Annotated in this window: 14 protein-coding genes; 12 read left to right on the top strand and 2 right to left on the bottom strand. The window is 73.5% G+C overall.

Annotation, left to right across the window (positions count from 1 at the left end; all coding sequences use genetic code 11):
- The first annotated feature begins 152 nt into the window (after positions 1-152).
- From rsmI to IF99_RS0127860, 8 genes are all read left to right on the top strand, one after another.
- Positions 153-1073: a 16S rRNA (cytidine(1402)-2'-O)-methyltransferase gene (gene rsmI / locus IF99_RS31250; RefSeq protein WP_051703726.1), complete on the top strand. Its 921-nt coding sequence runs from the start codon at positions 153-155 to the stop codon at positions 1071-1073.
- Positions 1074-1423: 350 nt separating this feature from the next.
- A complete protein-coding gene (locus tag IF99_RS0127890) occupies positions 1424-1939 on the top strand; it encodes a hypothetical protein (RefSeq protein ID WP_031000734.1) in 516 nt (171 codons plus the stop codon).
- Between the two features lie 87 nt (positions 1940-2026).
- On the top strand, positions 2027-2926 hold the full coding sequence (locus IF99_RS0127885) for a TatD family hydrolase (protein ID WP_031000731.1): 900 nt from the start codon (positions 2027-2029) through the stop codon (positions 2924-2926).
- 154 nt (positions 2927-3080) lie between these two features.
- Complete coding sequence (gene rsmA, locus IF99_RS0127880) at positions 3081-3959, top strand: 16S rRNA (adenine(1518)-N(6)/adenine(1519)-N(6))-dimethyltransferase RsmA (RefSeq protein ID WP_031000729.1); 879 nt, start codon at positions 3081-3083, stop codon at positions 3957-3959.
- Positions 3956-4861, top strand: a complete 906-nt coding sequence (locus tag IF99_RS0127875) for a 4-(cytidine 5'-diphospho)-2-C-methyl-D-erythritol kinase (protein ID WP_031000727.1) — start codon at positions 3956-3958, stop codon at positions 4859-4861. The genes rsmA and IF99_RS0127875 overlap by 4 nt, the downstream gene beginning before the upstream one ends.
- A gap of 304 nt (positions 4862-5165) precedes the next feature.
- Positions 5166-6959 carry an ABC-F family ATP-binding cassette domain-containing protein gene (locus tag IF99_RS0127870; protein ID WP_031000725.1) on the top strand — a complete coding sequence of 598 codons (1794 nt, stop codon included), beginning with the start codon at positions 5166-5168 and terminating at the stop codon, positions 6957-6959.
- A gap of 231 nt (positions 6960-7190) precedes the next feature.
- Complete coding sequence (locus tag IF99_RS31245) at positions 7191-9101, top strand: PQQ-binding-like beta-propeller repeat protein (RefSeq protein WP_031000723.1); 1911 nt, start codon at positions 7191-7193, stop codon at positions 9099-9101.
- A 299-nt stretch (positions 9102-9400) separates the two neighbouring features.
- Positions 9401-10096 carry a response regulator transcription factor gene (locus IF99_RS0127860; RefSeq protein ID WP_031000722.1) on the top strand — a complete coding sequence of 232 codons (696 nt, stop codon included), beginning with the start codon at positions 9401-9403 and terminating at the stop codon, positions 10094-10096.
- 171 nt (positions 10097-10267) lie between these two features.
- On the opposite strand, the gene IF99_RS0127855 is transcribed toward IF99_RS0127860, so the two are convergent.
- Both IF99_RS0127855 and IF99_RS0127850 read right to left on the bottom strand, forming a co-directional pair.
- Complete coding sequence (locus tag IF99_RS0127855) at positions 10268-10636, bottom strand: hypothetical protein (protein ID WP_031000721.1); 369 nt, start codon at positions 10634-10636, stop codon at positions 10268-10270.
- Between the two features lie 46 nt (positions 10637-10682).
- On the bottom strand, positions 10683-12350 hold the full coding sequence (locus IF99_RS0127850) for a sodium:solute symporter family protein (protein WP_031000720.1): 1668 nt from the start codon (positions 12348-12350) through the stop codon (positions 10683-10685).
- A 325-nt stretch (positions 12351-12675) separates the two neighbouring features.
- Between IF99_RS0127850 and galT the strand changes: the two genes are divergently transcribed.
- The 4 genes from galT to IF99_RS0127830 all read left to right on the top strand — a co-directional run bounded on the left by galT (position 12676) and on the right by IF99_RS0127830 (position 16907).
- Positions 12676-13770 (top strand): galactose-1-phosphate uridylyltransferase, encoded by a 1095-nt coding sequence (gene galT, locus IF99_RS0127845; protein ID WP_031000718.1) that lies wholly within the window; start codon positions 12676-12678, stop codon positions 13768-13770.
- 34 nt (positions 13771-13804) lie between these two features.
- Positions 13805-14776 carry a UDP-glucose 4-epimerase GalE gene (galE, locus tag IF99_RS0127840; RefSeq protein ID WP_031000716.1) on the top strand — a complete coding sequence of 324 codons (972 nt, stop codon included), beginning with the start codon at positions 13805-13807 and terminating at the stop codon, positions 14774-14776.
- Positions 14773-16014, top strand: coding sequence for a galactokinase (gene galK / locus IF99_RS0127835; protein WP_031000714.1), 1242 nt, complete (start codon positions 14773-14775; stop codon positions 16012-16014). Before galE ends, galK begins: the two co-directional genes overlap by 4 nt.
- A 158-nt stretch (positions 16015-16172) precedes the next feature.
- A complete protein-coding gene (locus IF99_RS0127830) occupies positions 16173-16907 on the top strand; it encodes a LuxR C-terminal-related transcriptional regulator (RefSeq protein WP_031000712.1) in 735 nt (244 codons plus the stop codon).
- Positions 16908-16953: the final 46 nt, after the last annotated feature.

The raw sequence follows: 16953 nt of genomic DNA, 5'->3' as shown, positions 1-16953 counted from the left end.
GGCCGGGCGGCGGCGGGCGGGGGAGCGCGTGGGCCGGGCGGGCGTGGGCGGGGTGCGGGGGAGCCCGGCGGGTCGGGCCGGTGCGGGCGGGCGTGGGCGGGTGGTGGAGCCCGGCGGGTGGGGCGGGCGTGGGTGGGCGTCATCATGGGGGAGTGACTTCCGAGACCTCCCCCGCCCCTTCCGCCACCGCCTCCGCCGGGCTGCTCGTCCTCGCCGGCACCCCCATCGGGGACGTGGCGGACGCGCCGCCGCGGCTCGCCCGCGAACTGGAGACGGCCGACATCGTGGCGGCCGAGGACACGCGGCGGCTGCGACGGCTCACGCAGGCGCTCGGCGTGCGGGTGGGGGGCCGGGTCGTCTCGTACTTCGAGGGGAACGAGTCGGCCCGGACACCGGAACTCGCCGACGCGCTCGCGGGCGGCGCGCGCGTGCTGCTCGTGACGGACGCCGGGATGCCCTCTGTCTCCGACCCCGGCTACCGGCTCGTCGCGGCGGCGGTGGAGCGCGAGGTGCGCGTCACGGCCGTGCCGGGGCCCTCCGCCGTGCTCACCGCGCTCGCCGTGTCGGGACTGCCCGTCGACCGCTTCTGCTTCGAGGGCTTCCTGCCGCGCAAGCAGGGCGAGCGCCGCGCACGGCTCGCCGAGGTCGCCGACGAACGCCGCACGCTCGTCTACTTCGAGGCCCCGCACCGTATCGACGACACGCTCGCCGCGATGGCGGAGGTCTTCGGCGCCGGACGCCGCGCCGCCGTGTGCCGCGAGCTGACGAAGACGTACGAGGAGGTGAAGCGCGGCACGCTCGCGGAGCTGGCGGCGTGGGCGGAGGAGGGCGTACGGGGCGAGATCACGGTCGTCGTCGAGGGTGCCCCGGAGCCGGGCCCGGCCGACCTCGACGCGGGCGAGCTGGTGCGCAGGGTGCGGGTGCGCGAGGAGGCGGGGGAGCGGCGCAAGGAGGCCATCGCGGCGGTGGCGGCGGAAGCGGGGGTACCGAAGCGGGAGGTCTTCGACGCGGTGGTCGCGGCGAAGAACGCGGAGAGGACCGGGGGGAAGAGCACGGAGACGGCAGGGGGCTGAGCGGTCGGGGCGGGTCGGCGCCGCGAGGGCTGGGGCTGGGGCTGGGTCCCGGGCTGGGGGTGGGTCCGGGGCTCGGGCTGTGGCGGGGCGAGGGGGTGCGCCGCGCACGGGCGGTGGCGCGGGGCACGTAACCGTTTCTTGACGCCAAACATGGGCAAAGCGTGCCGGGCCTTCGGCAAAGTCCGGGTCGCGGTGAAGGGCCCAAGTGCACGGGTTCGCCAAATCCGCTCCAACGTTCGGCAGCCCCCATGGTGCGGGCCGCAGGGCGGGAGTGCACTGGTCGTGCGGGGCGGTGCGCCGCTCCGGGGCCGGCGGTTCACAGCCGGCCGGGTACGACACGAGGAGCTGGCATGAGCGACTTCGCAGGCAGCGTCCACCCCGCGACCACGAGCGCCCCCGGCGCGGTCGCCGGGGCCCCTGGGACCGCCGGAACCCCCGGGGCGGACGGGAGTGCCGGGAGTGCCGGGACCGTCCACGAGTCCTACTCCTTCGCCTGCATGCGCTGCGGGCACGGCTGGGAGCAGGCGTACGAGATAGAACGGCACGCCGATCCGGACGGCCACCCCTACGTGGTCTACCTGGCGGGGGGTGAGCGCGTGCCGTCCCCGCTCAGCAGCCCGTCCTGCCTCAACTGCGGGGGCAGCGTCGTCCGCATCATGCGCGCGGGCCGCGTCACGTCGGCGGCCTCGCAGGCGCACACGTACGGGCACGGCACGGCCCCCGCCAAGCCCTCGCGCGCCCGTACCGGCGCCACCGGTACGGGCGCGGAGGCGGCGGGCGCGGAACCGGCGGCGCCGCACCACTGGCACGTTCTCTCCGACCTGCTCCACGTCTTCCACCGGCAGCAGCCGGAGGAGGGTCACTAGAAGACACGAGGGCTTGGCGGCTGGGGCGCGGACCCCGGTCCGCCCGCGCCTGCGCCGCGTCCGCCGGGCCTTCGTAGGATCGTTCCCATGAAGGCCAAGGACGACAAGACCGCGCCGCCACCGCTGCCCGAGCCCCTGCGGGTCGCGGTGGCGGACGCGCACACGCACCTCGACATGCAGGCGGGCACCGTCGACGAGGCGTTGGCCAAGGCCGCCTCGGTCGGGGTGACGCGGCTCGTCCAGGTCGGCTGCGACCTGGCGGGCTCGCGCTGGGCGGCGGAGACGGCGGGCGCGTACGAGAACATCCTCGCGACCGTGGCGCTCCACCCCAACGAGGCGCCGCGCATCGTGCACGGCGACCCCGAGGGAGGCTGGTCGCGGCAGGGTGAACGGCCCGGCGGGGGCGAGGCGGCGCTCGACGAGGCGCTCGCGGAGATCGACCGGCTCGCGGCGCTCCCGCAGGTGGTCGGGGTCGGCGAGACGGGGCTGGACCACTTCCGTACGGGCCCCGAGGGCAAGGACGCCCAAGAACGTTCGTTCCGCGCCCACATCGAGATCGCCAAGCGGCACGACCGGACCCTCGTGATCCACGACCGCGAGGCGCACGCCGATGTGCTGCGCGTCCTGAAGGAGGAGGGCGCGCCCGAGCGGACCGTCTTCCACTGCTACTCGGGCGACGCGGAGATGGCGGAGATCTGCGCGCGCGAGGGCTACTACCTCTCCTTCGCGGGCAACGTGACGTTCAAGAACGCCCAGAACCTCCGCGACGCCCTCGCCGTCGCGCCGCTCGACCTCCTCCTCGTCGAGACGGACGCCCCCTTCCTCACCCCGGCCCCGTACCGCGGCCGCCCCAACGCCCCCTACCTCATCCCGGTCACGCTGCGCGCGATGGCCCAGGTCAGAGGCATCACGGAGGACGAGATGGCAACGGCCCTGGCCCGCAACACGGAGCGGGCCTTCGGGGTACGAGGGTTGTTCGAGGGGTAGGCGGCGGGGCGGGCAGGCCGGGCGGTGGCACGGCGGTGGTCGGGCTCGTAGGAGCGCCGGTCCCGGCCGGTCTCGCCGTGGCCGTACCGATCGTTCTCCCTCAGGGTGGTTGCGTACTACGCAGCCCGCGGAAAGCACCCCGTACCCTTGCCGGGTGACTCGCACCGACCCCCTGCTCGGCCCGGCCGACATCCGTGAGCTGGCCGCCGCGCTCGACGTACGTCCCACCAAGCAGCGCGGGCAGAACTTCGTCATCGACGCCAACACCGTGCGCCGCATCGTCCGCACCGCCGAGGTGCGCGAGACGGACACCGTCGTCGAGGTCGGTCCGGGGCTCGGTTCGCTCACGCTCGCCCTGCTCGAAGTCGCCGCCGACGTCACGGCCGTCGAGATCGACGACACCCTGGCCGCCGCGCTCCCCGCGACCGTCGCCGCCCGGCTGCCCGAGAAGGCCGGGCACTTCCGGCTCGTCCACTCCGACGCGCTGCGGGTGCGCGAGCTGCCGGGCCCCGCGCCCACGGCACTCGTCGCGAACCTGCCGTACAACGTCGCCGTCCCCGTCCTCCTCCACATGCTGGAGCACTTCCCGAGCGTCGAGCGGACCCTCGTGATGGTGCAGGCGGAGGTCGCCGACCGGCTCGCGGCCCCGCCCGGCTCGCGCGTGTACGGGGTGCCCTCGGTCAAGGCGGCCTGGTACGCGCACGTCAAGCGCGCCGGGTCGATCGGGCGCAGCGTCTTCTGGCCCGCGCCGAACGTGGACTCCGGCCTCGTCTCGCTCGTACGGCGTGAGGAGCCGCTGACCACGAGCGCGAGCCGCCGCGAGGTCTTCGCCGTCGTGGACGCGGCGTTCGCGCAGCGCCGCAAGGGGCTGCGGGCCGCGCTCGCGGGCTGGGCGGGCTCGGCGGCGGCGGCCGAAGAGGCCCTGCGCGCGGCCGGGGTGTCCCCGCAGGCGCGCGGGGAGGCGCTCACCGTCGAGGAGTTCGCCCGCATCGCCGAGCACAAGCCGCAGGCCGAGAAGGAGACCACCGCGTGACCGCGCACCCCGTCACCGTCCGCGTTCCCGCCAAGGTCAACGTGCAGCTCTCGGTCGGCCCCGCCCGCCCCGACGGCTTCCACGACCTGGCGAACATCTTCCTCGCGGTCGGCCTCTACGACGAGGTGACCGCGACCCCCGCCGAGAGCCTGCGCCTCAGTTGCGAGGGCCCGGGCGCCGACCAGGTGCCCCTCGACGAGAGCAACCTCGCCGCCCGCGCCGCCCTCGCCCTCGCCGCGCGCGCGGGCCGTCCCGCCGACGTCCACCTGCACATCGCCAAGGACATCCCCGTCGCGGGCGGCATGGCCGGCGGCAGCGCCGACGCGGCGGGCGCGCTGCTCGCCTGCGAGACGCTGTGGCGCACGGGCGCGAGCAGGGACGAACTCCTCGCGATCTGCGCGGAACTGGGCAGCGATGTGCCCTTCAGCTACGTGGGCGGCGCGGCGCTCGGCACGGGCCGCGGCGAGCGGCTCGCCCCGCTCGCGGTCGGGGGCACCTTCCACTGGGTCTTCGCGCAGGCCGACGGGGGTCTCTCGACCCCGGCCGTCTACCGCGCGTACGACCGCCTCGCCGAGGCCGAGGGCCGTACGGTCCCGGAGCCCGCGGCCGACCCGGCGGTGAGTGACGCGCTCGCGAGCGGCGACGCGAAGGCGCTCGCCGCGGCCGTCCACAACGACCTCCAGGCCGCCGCGCTCGACCTCTTCCCCGCGCTGCGCCGCACGCTGGACGCCGGTACGGAGGCGGGCGCCCTCGCCGCCCTCGTCTCGGGCTCCGGCCCGACGACGGCCTTCCTCGCCCCGGACGAGGACAGCGCCCGCACGATCGCGCGCGCCCTCACCCCGCACTGCCGCACAGCCCGCGTGACGACGGCCCCGGCCCCGGGAGCGACGGTCGTGGGCTGAGGGACGTGTGGGGCTGGGGGACGCGGGGGCTGAGGACGCGGGCGCTGGGGACGCGGTGGGGCGCCCGGGAGGTGCGGGGACGGCCCTTAGGGGGCGGTCGAACGGATCACCTAAGGGTTCGATGGGCCCCCTGTAGTGGGCCATGACGACCCGCGCCCCGGCCGGAGTTCCCGGTTGCCGTCCTGTTCACCCGGACGAGTCACCGCACCCGGCCCCCCGCCCCCCTCTCCCCGGGCGACTACCCTGGAACACCTGTCCCCGAGGCCCGTGCCGAGGTGTGGGGAGCGCGCGAGGTGGAGTGTGGATGGCGGTCAATCTGGTCAACGTCGAGGCGGTCAGCAAGGTCTACGGGACCAGGGCGCTGCTCGACGGGGTCTCTCTCGGGGTCAATGAGGGCGACCGCATCGGCGTCGTGGGGCGCAACGGCGACGGCAAGACCACCCTCATCCGGATGCTCGCCAAGCTGGAGGAGGCCGACACCGGCCGCGTCACGCACAGCGGCGGCCTGCGGCTCGGCGTGCTGACGCAGCACGACTCGCTCGACCCGGCGGCGACCGTGCGGCACGAGGTGATCGGTGACCTCGCCGATCACGAGTGGGCCGGGAACGCGAAGATCCGCGACGTGCTCACGGGTCTCTTCGGCGGCCTGGACCTGCCCGGCTTCACGGACGGGCTCGACACGGTGATCGGCCCGCTCTCCGGCGGCGAGCGGCGCAGGATCGCGCTCGCCAAGCTCCTCATCGACGAGCAGGACCTCCTCGTCCTCGACGAGCCCACCAACCACCTCGACGTCGAGGGCATCGCCTGGCTCGCCGCGCACCTCGCGAGCCGCCGGTCCGCGCTCGTCTGCGTGACCCACGACCGCTGGTTCCTCGACCAGGTCTGCACCCGCATGTGGGACGTGCAGCGCGGCGACGTCTACGAGTACGAGGGCGGCTACAGCGACTACGTCTTCGCGCGCGCCGAGCGCGAGCGCCGGGCCGCGACCGAGGAGACCAAGCGGCAGAACCTCGTCCGCAAGGAGCTGGCCTGGCTGCGGCGCGGCGCCCCCGCCCGGACGAGCAAGCCCCGCTTCCGCATCGAGGCCGCCAACGAGCTGATCGCCGACGTCCCGCCGCCGCGCGACACCTCCGAGCTGATGCGCTTCGCCTCGGCGCGGCTCGGCAAGACCGTCTTCGACCTGGAGGACGTGACCGTCTCGGCCGGGCCCAAGACGCTCATCGAGCACCTGACCTGGCAGCTCGGCCCCGGAGACCGCGTCGGCCTCGTCGGTGTCAACGGCGCGGGCAAGACGACGCTGCTGCGGGCCATGGCGGCGGCCGCGCGCGGCGACGGCGAGGAGCAGCCCGAGAAGGGCCGGATCAAGGTCGGCAAGACCGTCAAGCTCGCCTACCTCTCCCAGGAGGTCGCCGAACTCGACCCGGACCTGCGGGTGCTGGAGGCCGTGCAGCAGGTACGGGAGCGCGTCGACCTCGGCAAGGGCCGGGAGCTGACCGCCGGGCAGCTCTGCGAGACCTTCGGCTTCGGCAAGGAGAAGCAGTGGACGCCGGTCGGCGACCTCTCCGGCGGTGAGCGCCGCCGCCTGCAGATCCTGCGCCTCCTCATGGACGAGCCCAACGTCCTCTTCCTCGACGAGCCCACCAACGACCTCGACATCGAGACCCTCACCCAGCTCGAAGACCTCCTCGACGGCTGGCCCGGCTCGATGGTCGTCATCAGCCACGACCGGTTCTTCGTCGAGCGCACCACCGACCGCGTCTTCGCGCTCCTCGGCGACCGCGCGCTGCGGATGCTGCCGCGCGGCATCGACGAGTACGTGGAGCGCCGCCGTGCCCGCGAGCAGGCGACGGCCGCCCCCGCGAGCGCCGCAGCCAAGCCCGCCGCGACCTCGGCGAAGGAGGACCGTGAGCGGCAGAAGGAACTGCAACGCATCGAACGGCGCCTGGACCGCATCGCCACCGAGGAGGCGAAGCTCCACGAGCGGATCGCCGCGCACGCCACGGACTTCGAGAAGGTCGCCGGGCTCGACGCCGAACTGCGCGCCCTCGTCGGCGAGAAGGACGAGCTGGAACTGCGCTGGCTCGAACTCGCCGAGTAGGGCCAGCCGGGGTGTGACGGTCACGGGAGCATCACGCGCCGGTTCTGCCTTGGGCACGGGGCAGCGGGCGCCGGGTGCGGCACGCGCGGTCGATGGTAGAAAGAAGGCCCCGCCCGACCGACCAAGGACCGCGGGGGAGCGCGTCCCGATCCGCTCCGTTCCGCGGGGGATCACCCACGGAACGGCGGGGGAGCCGGACGGGGGGCGCGAGCCCGCCACGAGGTAGCGCTGATGACTCAGCCGCCCCAGCCACCGCCCCGGCCCCCGCACGAGCCGTCCGGCGGCGAGCCCCCACAGGACACCCCGCCCGGTTTCGGGCCGCCCGCGGCGAGCGGCGGCTTCGGCGCGCCTCCCTCCCGCGAGGGCTTCGGCGCGCCCCCGTCCCTGGAGAAAGGCACGCCCCCGGCGGACGGCGCCGGTACGGGCAAGGGCACGCCGCCCCCGCCCCCCACCGCGCCCCCCGCTCCTCCCACGCCCCCCGGGCCCGCCTACGGCACCCCGCAGGCCGCCCCGCCCCCGGGGCAACCGGCCTACGGTGCCCCGCACCCCGCTCCCGGGCAGGGCGGCCAGGCCGCCTACGGCTACCCGCACCCCGCGCCCTCGTACGCGACCGCCCCCTACACCCAGCAGGGATACGGCGTCGGTCAGCCGCCCGCCGGGCCGGGGCGCCGGGGTCCCGGACCGGTGTTCTGGATCATCGGGGCGACCGTGCTCGTCATCGCGCTCATCGTCGGCGGCGGCGTCTGGTACGCGAACTCCGGCACGGACGAGACGCCGGTCGCGAAGGACAAGGACGACAAGAAGGGCGAGGACGGGAAGGACGACGGCACCGGCACGGACGACCCCGCCGCCGGTCCCGCGAAGGAGAAGGCCCCGGCCGACCCGGCGGCCAAGCAGCTCTTCACGGTGCCGATGGTCTACACCGGCGCGGACTCCCACGTCTACGAGCTGCCCGGTTCCTGGCTCACCGCCAAGGTGTACGCGAGGACGGGGATCTCCGAGGTCAACGGCTACGACGCCGTGACGGGCGCGCGCGTGTGGAACCTGAAGCTGCCCGGCCCGGTGTGCTCGGCGAGCGGCTTCCAGAGCGAGGAGGGCCTCACCGCCGTCCTGCACAAGAGCACGCGGCCGACGAAGGACGACCTCGGCCAGTGCGACAAGGTCACCGCGTTCGACCTGCGCACCGGCAAGGCGTTGTGGACGAAGGGCGCGGGCTCGGGCGAGGGCAGCGCGGTCTTCAGGGAGGTGACCGTCGGCGGCGGCACCGTCGCGGCGGGCGGCAGCCGCGGTGGCTACGGCTGGGACCTGAAGTCGGGCGACCAGGTGTGGTCCCCGAAGCCGGGCGACGAGTGCTACGACGTGGGCTACCAGGGCGGCAGCGGCGGCCTCGCGGTGGTCCGCAAGTGCACGATCAACACCGACCAGGACCAGTTGTTCGTCCAGAAGCTCGACCCGAAGGACGGCTCGGTCGGCTCCGAGTACAAGATGCCGCCCGGCATCGACTACGCGCACGTCCTCTCGGTCAGCCCGCTCGTCGTCGCCGCAGACGTCAACGACGCCGCCGGGGACGGCTCGGGCATCTCGGACTTCTTCTCGATCGACGGGAGCACCGGCAAGCTCCGCGCGCGGTGGCCCGCCGACGCGAAGACGTACGCGGCCTCGTGCGACGCGGTGGCCGTCTCCGGCTGCGCCAACTTCGCGGTCGGCGGCGACCGGCTCTACGTGCCGACGGAGGACCACCAGGGCAAGAAGGAGAGCTTCGCCCGCACCAACGAGATCGTCTCCTTCGACCTCGCCACCGGCAAGCTCACCGGCCAGCGCCTCGACGCGGGCGAGGACTGGCAGCTTCGGCCGCTGCGCATGGACGGCCCGCGGCTGCTCGCCTACCGGGCCGGCCCCTACGACCAGGGCGGCCAGGTCGTCTCGGTCGACACGAAGACGATGAAGACCCAGCTGCTCCTGAAGACGCCGGGCGACGAGCGGACCGGCGAGACCGTCAGCCACTTGGTGAACAGGTCCTCCGCGATCCTCTTCGGCGACGGCCGCCTGTACTTCGGGCAGACCATGCCGGAGGAGAAGAAGAAGCCGGTCGACTCCCGGGACGGCGTCCCCTGCCTGGCGCTGGCCTTCGGCACGCGCTGAGGTCCGGCTCCCCCGGCGCGCGGGTCGTCTCCCGCGCACCGAGGGAGCCGGGACGGTACGGGGGCGCGCACACGGGCGCCCCCGTACCCGTACGCGCTGTGCTTCCGCGCCCCACCACACCCACGTCCACACAACCCCCCGGAAACGGGCCGGATTTCAGCATTACGGGGCACTTCTTCATCGGAGGGGGCGCGCGCGTTCGCACATCCGTGTAGCTTCCGGTGCACGACGGCCCGGCCGGGGGCAGCCCCGGGGGCGGGGCCGGGAGGCCGGGACGCGGGGGGAGGCGGGGGATGCCCATGGGGGTGCGGCTCATGGTGGTCGACGACCACCGCTTGCTCGCGGAGGCGCTCGCCTCCGCGCTGAAACTGCGCGGGCACCGCGTGCTCGCCGCCGCGGCCCCCGCCGCGGGCGCCGCCGACCTCGTGGTGAGCCGGGCGCCGGAGGTGTGCCTGCTCGGCACGGCGGCCCCCGCCGAACCCGGCGCCTTCGACCCCGTCGTGAAGATCCGCAGGGAGCGCCCGCAGACGGCGGTGCTCGTCCTCGGGCCGGTGCCGAGCCCGCGCGGTATCGCGGCGGCGTTCGCGGCCGGGGCGTGCGGCTACGTACGGCACGACGAGCGCATCGAGGGCGTCGAGCGCGCCATCATGAAGGCCCGCGCGGGCGAGGCGGCGGTGGCCCCCGGGCTCCTCCAGGGCGCGTTCGACGCCCTGCTCCACCCGGAGGCCGAGCCCGACGACGAGGGCAGACGCCTCCTGCACCTGCTGACCCGCCGCGAGGTCGAGGTCCTGGCCCGGGTCTCCGAGGGCGAGGACACCCGCCTCATCGCCGCCGGTATGGGCATCGCCCCCTCCACGGCCCGCACCCACGTCCAGCGGGTCCTGATGAAGCTCGGTGTCGGTTCCCGCCTCGAAGCCGCCGCACTCGCCGCCCGCACCGGCCTCCTCGACCACGCCCTCCCCCTCCTCGGCCCGAGGACCACCGAGACCGGCTGACGGCGGCGGGGGAGGGGCCCCGGGGGCGGGGCCCGGGCGCAGGCCCCGCGCGCAGGCCCCGGGCTGCCGCCCCCCCGGGTGCGGGAGAGCCCCCGGGCCCTGGACAGCGAGCAGGGGGCCGCCTCCGCCGGGCGCGCCCGGCCGTGACGGCCCCCTGCTCCTCGGGCCCCGCTACTCCTCGCGGTTGAGGTCCTCGACGATCTCCTCGACCGGCGGCGGCGTCTGCGGGCGCCATGCCATCCAGGCCAGGAACAGCAGCCCGAGCACGAGCATCCCGAGGCCCGTCCACAGGTTGATGTTGATGTGCTGGGCCTTGGCGAGGTCGGCGTCCGAGGCGGTGATGCCGGTGATCGTGACGATGATCCCGTAGACCGTGAAGAGGCCGCCGATGATGAGCCGCACGTCGAAGAGGCGGCTGGCGGTGGCGGACTCGCGCTCCAGTCGCTCGACGGCCTTGATGTCGTCGAGGTTCGCCGGCTTCCGGGAGTCGTGCCGTGCGCCGGGGGTGTTGTCGTCTCTGGGGTTGCTGTGGTCGCTCATGGTCGTGTCGTCCTTGCCGGGTCAGACGGGGAGGGCTCGAAGGGGCTCACAGGGAGAACGGGACGTAGCACAGGGCCGCGAGGATCAGCGCGCCCCAGCCGAGCAGCGCCGGCTTGCGGTACCAGGCGTCGTCGCCCTCGGCGGGCGGTTCCTCGACGCCGGGCGACTTCGTCCCGTACACGAGCCCCTGCAGTTCCGCGACGGGCTTCGGCTTCGTCACCAGCGTCACGACGACCATGACGATCGCGCCGACGACGAAGGCGACGATGGAGGAGACGAAGTTCGCGCCCTGGTCGCTCGGGATGCCGATGACGCCCTGCTTGTAGAACCAGAAGTAGTTGACCATCGCGGCGACGGTCCCCGAGAGCAGCCCCCAGAACCCGGCCGCGCCGGTCGTCCGCTTCCAGAACATCCCGATGATGAACACCACGAACAGCGGGACGTTGAAGAAGGAGAACAGCGTCTGGAGGTAGTTCATGATGTTGCTGAAGCTGGAGGCGATGAACGCCGTCCCGATGCCGATCACGACGCCCACGGCCGTCACGACGCGGCCGACCGTCAGGTAGTGCTTGTCCGGCATGTTCGGCTTGAGGTACGGCTGCCAGATGTCGGTCGTGAACACCGTGTTGAACGAGGAGATGTTCGCCGCCATACCGGCCATGAACGCCGCGAGCAGACCGGTGACGGCGATGCCGAGGACACCGTTGGGCAGCAGGTCGCGCATGAGCAGCGGGATCGCGTCGTTGTACTGGAAGTCGCTGCCCTTCTGGCCGAGCGAGGGCTCCAGGATGAGGGCGATGAGCCCCGGGATGACGACGATCGCGGGGATGAAGATCTTCGGGAAGGCCGCGATGAGCGGGGTGCGCTTGGCGGCCGAGAGGTTCTTCGCGGACAGCGCGCGCTGCACCTCTGCGAAGTTCGTCGTCCAGTAGCCGAAGCTCATCACGAAGCCGAGGCCGAGCACGATCGTGAGCCAGTTGGCACCCAGCGGGTTGTCCGAGCCGATCCCGGTGTTCTGCCAGGCGGTGAGGAAGCTGTCCCCCTTCGACGCGTCCAGCTTGTCCGTGATGCCGCCCCAGCCACCGACCCGCTTGAGCCCCACGATGGTGAGCGGGATGAGCGCCGCGAGGATGACGAAGAACTGGAGGACCTCGTTGTAGATCGCCGAGGAGAGCCCGCCGACCGTGATGTAGACGAGGACGAAGGCGCCCGAGACCACGATCGCGACCCACTGCGGCCAGCCCAGCAGCGCCTCCAGCACGATCGCCATCGCGTACAGGTTGACGCCCGCGATCAGCACCGAGGACACCGCGAAGATGATCGACGACAGCAGGTGCGAGGACTTGCCGAAGCGGTGCAGGAGGAACTCCGGCACCGAGCGGACCTTCGAGTTGTAGTAGAAGGGCATCATCACGAGGCCCAGGAAGACCATCGCGGGGATGGCGCCGATCCAGTACCAGTGGACGGTGTAGGCGCCGTACTGCGCGCCGTTCGCCGCCATGCCGAGGATCTCCGTGGCGCCGAGGTTCGCCGCGACGAAGGCGAGGCCGGTCACCCACGCGGGCAGGGAGCGGCCCGAGAGGAAGAAGTCGAGGCTCGTCTTCACACTGCGCCGTGCGGCGAAACCGATGCCGAGGACGACGACGAAGTACAGCGCGAGGATCGTGTAGTCCAGCCAGTTGGTCGGGAGTCTGAGCCCGTCCGCAAGGTACATGGGGGGGAACTCGCTTTGTGCGTTGGGGATGAAGGGGAAAGGGGTGGGAGGGGTGGTGGAGGCGGTGAGGGTGCTTCGTACGGGGCTGCTTTTGCCCGCGCTCGCGCGCGGCGAACTCCGTACGTGGTGTTCTTTGTTCGATCGTGATGTTCTCATGACCGCGGTTGAGCCCCCTATGACGCAGGTCTCCTCGCTCGCGGCGGAGCGCTGCCCCGTGGACGTGGTTTGTTATGTTGAATTATGTTCGTTACGAGGTGACGGGTGCGAGCGACGACGCGGCGGCGCCCCACCCGCGTGCGGCGCTGCGCCAGAAAGAACGGTTGCCTTGAAGAAGACCCTGACCCGGCTCGCCGACGGCCGCGAGCTGATCTACTACGACCTCGACTCGACCGACGTCGTGCGCGACGCCGTCGACAAGCGCCCCCTCGACCCGATCAGCACCGCCTCCGAGGTGCGCCGCGACCCGCTCCTCGGCGACGCCGTCGCGATCGCCTCGCACCGCCAGGGCCGCACGTACCACCCCCCGGCCGAACTGTGCCCCCTCGACCCCACCCGCGGCGGCGAGCACCTCACCGAGATCCCCGACTCGGACTACGACGTCGTCGTCTTCGAGAACCGCTTCCCCTCGCTCTCCGGCCCCACCGGGCGCTGCGAGGTCGTGTGCTTCACCTCCGACCACCACGCCTCCTTCGCCGACCTCGACGAGACCCGGGCCCGCCTCGTCCTCGACGCCTGGACCGACCGCACCGCCGCCCTCTCCCGCCACCCGGCCGTGCGCCAGGTCTTCCCCTTCGAGAACAGGGGTGAGGAGATCGGTGTGACCCTCGCCCACCCCCACGGGCAGATCTACGGCTACCCCTTCACCACCCCCCGCACCGCCCTCATGCTCCGCTCGGCCGCCGCGCACAAGGCCGCCACCGGCGGCGGCAACCTCTTCGACCACGTACTCGCCGAGGAACGCGCCGCCTCCGAACGGGTGGTGATCGAGGGCGCGCACTGGACCGCCTTCGTCCCCTACGCCGCGCACTGGCCCTACGAGGTCCACCTCTACCCGCACCGCCGCGTCGCCGACCTCACCGAACTCGACGAGGAGCAGCGCGCCGAGTGGCCCGCCCTCTACCTCGACCTGCTGCGCCGCTTCGACCGCCTCTTCGGGCCCGAGGCCGGACGCACCCCGTATATTTCCGGCTGGCACCAGGCGCCGTTCCTCACCCCCGAGGAGTACGCCGCCTACAGCACCGGCGCGGGCGAACCCCTGGAACGGGCGGACTTCGGGCTGCACCTGGAGCTGTTCACGATCCGCAGGACCGTGGACAAGCTGAAGTACCTCGCCGGCTCCGAGTCCGGCATGAGCGTCTTCATCAACGACGTGCCGCCCGAGAAGGCGGCCGAGCGACTGCGAGAGGCGGCGCACGCGTGAGCTGCGGCCAGCGACTTCGGAAGGACGGGCACGCATGAGCGGCCACTACCTCGTCACGGGCGGGGCCGGTTACGTCGGCAGCGTCGTCACCGCGCACCTGCTGCGCGCCGGACACCGCGTCACCGTCCTCGACGACCTGTCCACCGGCTTCCGCGCCGCGGTCCCCGAGGGCGCCGCGTTCCTGGAGGGCCGCATCCAGGACGCCGCCGCGCTCCTGCCCGAAGGACTCGACGGCGTCCTCCACTTCGCCGCGTCCTCACAGGTCGGCGAGAGCGTCGAGAAGCCCGGGAAGTACTGGGCCAACAACGTCGGCGGCACCCGCGCGCTCCTCGACGCGATGCGCGAGAAGGGCATCGGCCGCCTCGTCTTCTCCTCGACGGCGGCGACGTACGGCGAACCCGTGAACACCCCGATCGTCGAGACCGACCCGACGATCCCCACGAGCCCGTACGGCAACACGAAGCTCGCCGTGGACCACATGATCGCCGACGAGTGCCGCGCCCACGGCCTCGCCGCAGTCTCGCTGCGCTACTTCAACGTCGCCGGCGCCGACGGCGGCTTCGGCGAGCGCCACGACCCCGAGTCCCACCTCATCCCGATCGTCCTCCAGGTCGCCCAGGGCCGCCGCGCCGCCGTCTCCGTCTTCGGCGAGGACTACGCCACCCCGGACGGCACCTGCGTCCGCGACTACATCCACGTCGCCGACCTCGCCGAGGCCCACCTCCTCGCCCTCAAGGCCGCCGCCAAGAGCACCCACCTGATCTGCAACCTCGGCAACGGCACCGGCTTCTCGGTCCGCGAGGTCATCGAAGCGGCGCGCAAGGTCACCGGGCACGAGATCCCCACCGAGAGCGCACCCCGCCGCGCGGGCGACCCGGCCGTCCTCGTCGCCTCGGCGGAACGGGCCCGGCAGGCGCTCGGCTGGCAGCCCTCCCGCACCGACCTGACCGGCATCGTCGCCGACGCCTGGGCCTTCGCCCAGCAACGCGCGGAGACGGCCCGATGAGCGACCTCATCCCCGGTCAGGGCAACGGCCCCGCACCCGCGCGGGACCTCCCGCAGGACACCGCGCTCGCCCAGGACACGGCGCTCGCCCACGCCGACGAGGTCGCCGCCGGTTTCCGCGAGCTGTACGGAAGCGAACCCGAAGGCATCTGGGCGGCCCCCGGACGCGTCAACCTCATCGGCGAGCACACCGACTACAACGGCGGTTTCGTCATGCCGCTCGCGCTCCCGCACACGGCCGTCGCCGCCGTCAGCGCCCGCACGGACGGGGTGCTGCGGGTCCACTCGGCCGACATGGAGGGCCCCGCCCTCCGCCTCGACCTCGCGACGCTCGCCCCCGGCGCCGACACCGGCTGGGCCGGCTACCTGACCGGCGTCGTCTGGGTCCTGCGCACCTCCGGGTACGACGTCGGCGGCGCCGACATCCACCTCGCCTCGACCGTGCCCACCGGCGCCGGGCTCTCCTCCTCGGCCGCCCTCGAAGTCGTCACGGCGCTCGCCCTCGACGACCTCTTCTCCTTCGGCATCGACCGCGCCGAGCTCGCCCGGATCGGGCAGCGCGCCGAGAACGACTTCGTCGGCGTCCCGACCGGGATCATGGACCAGACGGCCTCGGCACGCTGCACGGCCGGGCACGTGCTCCACCTCGACACCCGCGACCTGAGCGCCCGCCAGGTCCCCTTCGACCTCCCCGCGCACGGCCTCGACCTGCTCGTCTTCGACACCCGCGTCAAGCACGCGCTCGGCGACGGCGCCTACGCCGAGCGGCGCGCGGGCTGCGAGGAGGGGGCGCGGCTCCTCGGCGTGGAGCAACTCCGGGACGTGCCCTTCGAGACCCTGCCCCAGGCCCTCGAAAAGCTCGACGACGAGCGCGTGCGCCGCTACGTGCGGCACGTCGTCACCGAGGACGAGCGCGTCGAGACCGTCGCGCGGCTCCTCGACGCGGGCGAGATCCGCGCGGTGGGCCAGATCCTCACGGAAGGCCACCGCTCGCTCCGCGACGACCTGCGCGTCTCCGCCCCCGAACTCGACCTGGTCGTCGAGGCGGCGGTACGGGCCGGGGCGCTCGGCGCCCGCATGACGGGCGGCGGCTTCGGCGGCTCTGCGATCGTGCTGGTCGACGCCGGGCTGGCGGAGCCGGTGAAGGCCGAGGTCCGCCGGGCGTTCGCCGAGGCGGGGCACCGCGAGCCGAGGATCTTCTCGGCGGTGCCGAGCGAGGGCGCGCGCCGGGTCCGCTGACCTAGGGCGGGACGGCGCGCCACCGCCGTCCCCCGGCCCCCCGCGGACGCTGGGTGTTTCGGGCGGGAATCGGGGAAATCCTCTCCTGGACAGAGCCCACGTCCGTACTCTGAGGCGGGGTCACCTCCGTCGAGGGACGGAGGGAGGGGGAGGCCGAGATGCGTACGAGGGTGCTGGTCGTCGACGACCACCGGATCTTCGCCGAGTCGCTCGCCGCCGCGCTGGCGGCCGAGCCGGACGTGGACGTGGGCGCGGCGGGCAGCGGTCCCGCCGCGCTGCGCAGCCTGGAACGCGCCGCGACCGAGAAGCGCCCCTTCGACGTCGTCCTCGTCGACGCCGACCTCGGCGTCAGCCCCGTCCCGCGCCAGCCGCGCCCCCAGGCCGTCCCCGCCGTGGAGGAGCCGCTCGACGGGATCTCCCTGGTGGGCGGCCTGCGCGCGGCACAGCCCGGCGTGCGTGCGGTGGTCCTCGCCGAGCGCGACGACCCGCGCCGCGCGGCGCTGGCCCTCCAGGCCGGGGCGAGCGGCTGGGTCGCGAAGGACTGCTCGCTCTCGCGGCTGCTCACGGTCGTACGGGGAGTGCTGCGCGACGAGACCCACCTCCCGCCCGCCCTGCTCACCGGCGTCCTGCGCGAACTGACGGCGGCCCGCCGCCACCGCACCGAGTCGGAACGCCTGGTCGAGTCCCTGACCCCGCGCGAACGCGAGGTCCTGCGCTGCATGGTCGCCGGCCTCGGCCGCAAAGCGGTCGCCGACCGCCTCTACCTCTCCCCGCACACGGTCCGCACCCACATGCAGAACGTCCTCGGCAAACTCGGCGTCCACTCCACCCTGGCCGCGGTGGCGCTGGCGCGGAGAGCGGGGGTGGGGCCGGTGGATCAGCGGGTGGGGTGAGGGGGGGAGGGGTCTGCGCCCGCCAGGGGAGAGAAAAAAAAAAAAC

This window comes from Streptomyces sp. NRRL F-5630 (assembly GCF_000719475.1).
Taxonomy (GTDB): Bacteria; Actinomycetota; Actinomycetes; order Streptomycetales; family Streptomycetaceae; genus Streptomyces.
The sequence above is the reverse complement of the archived record's forward strand: the minus strand, read 5'-3'. Positions and strand labels throughout refer to the sequence as shown.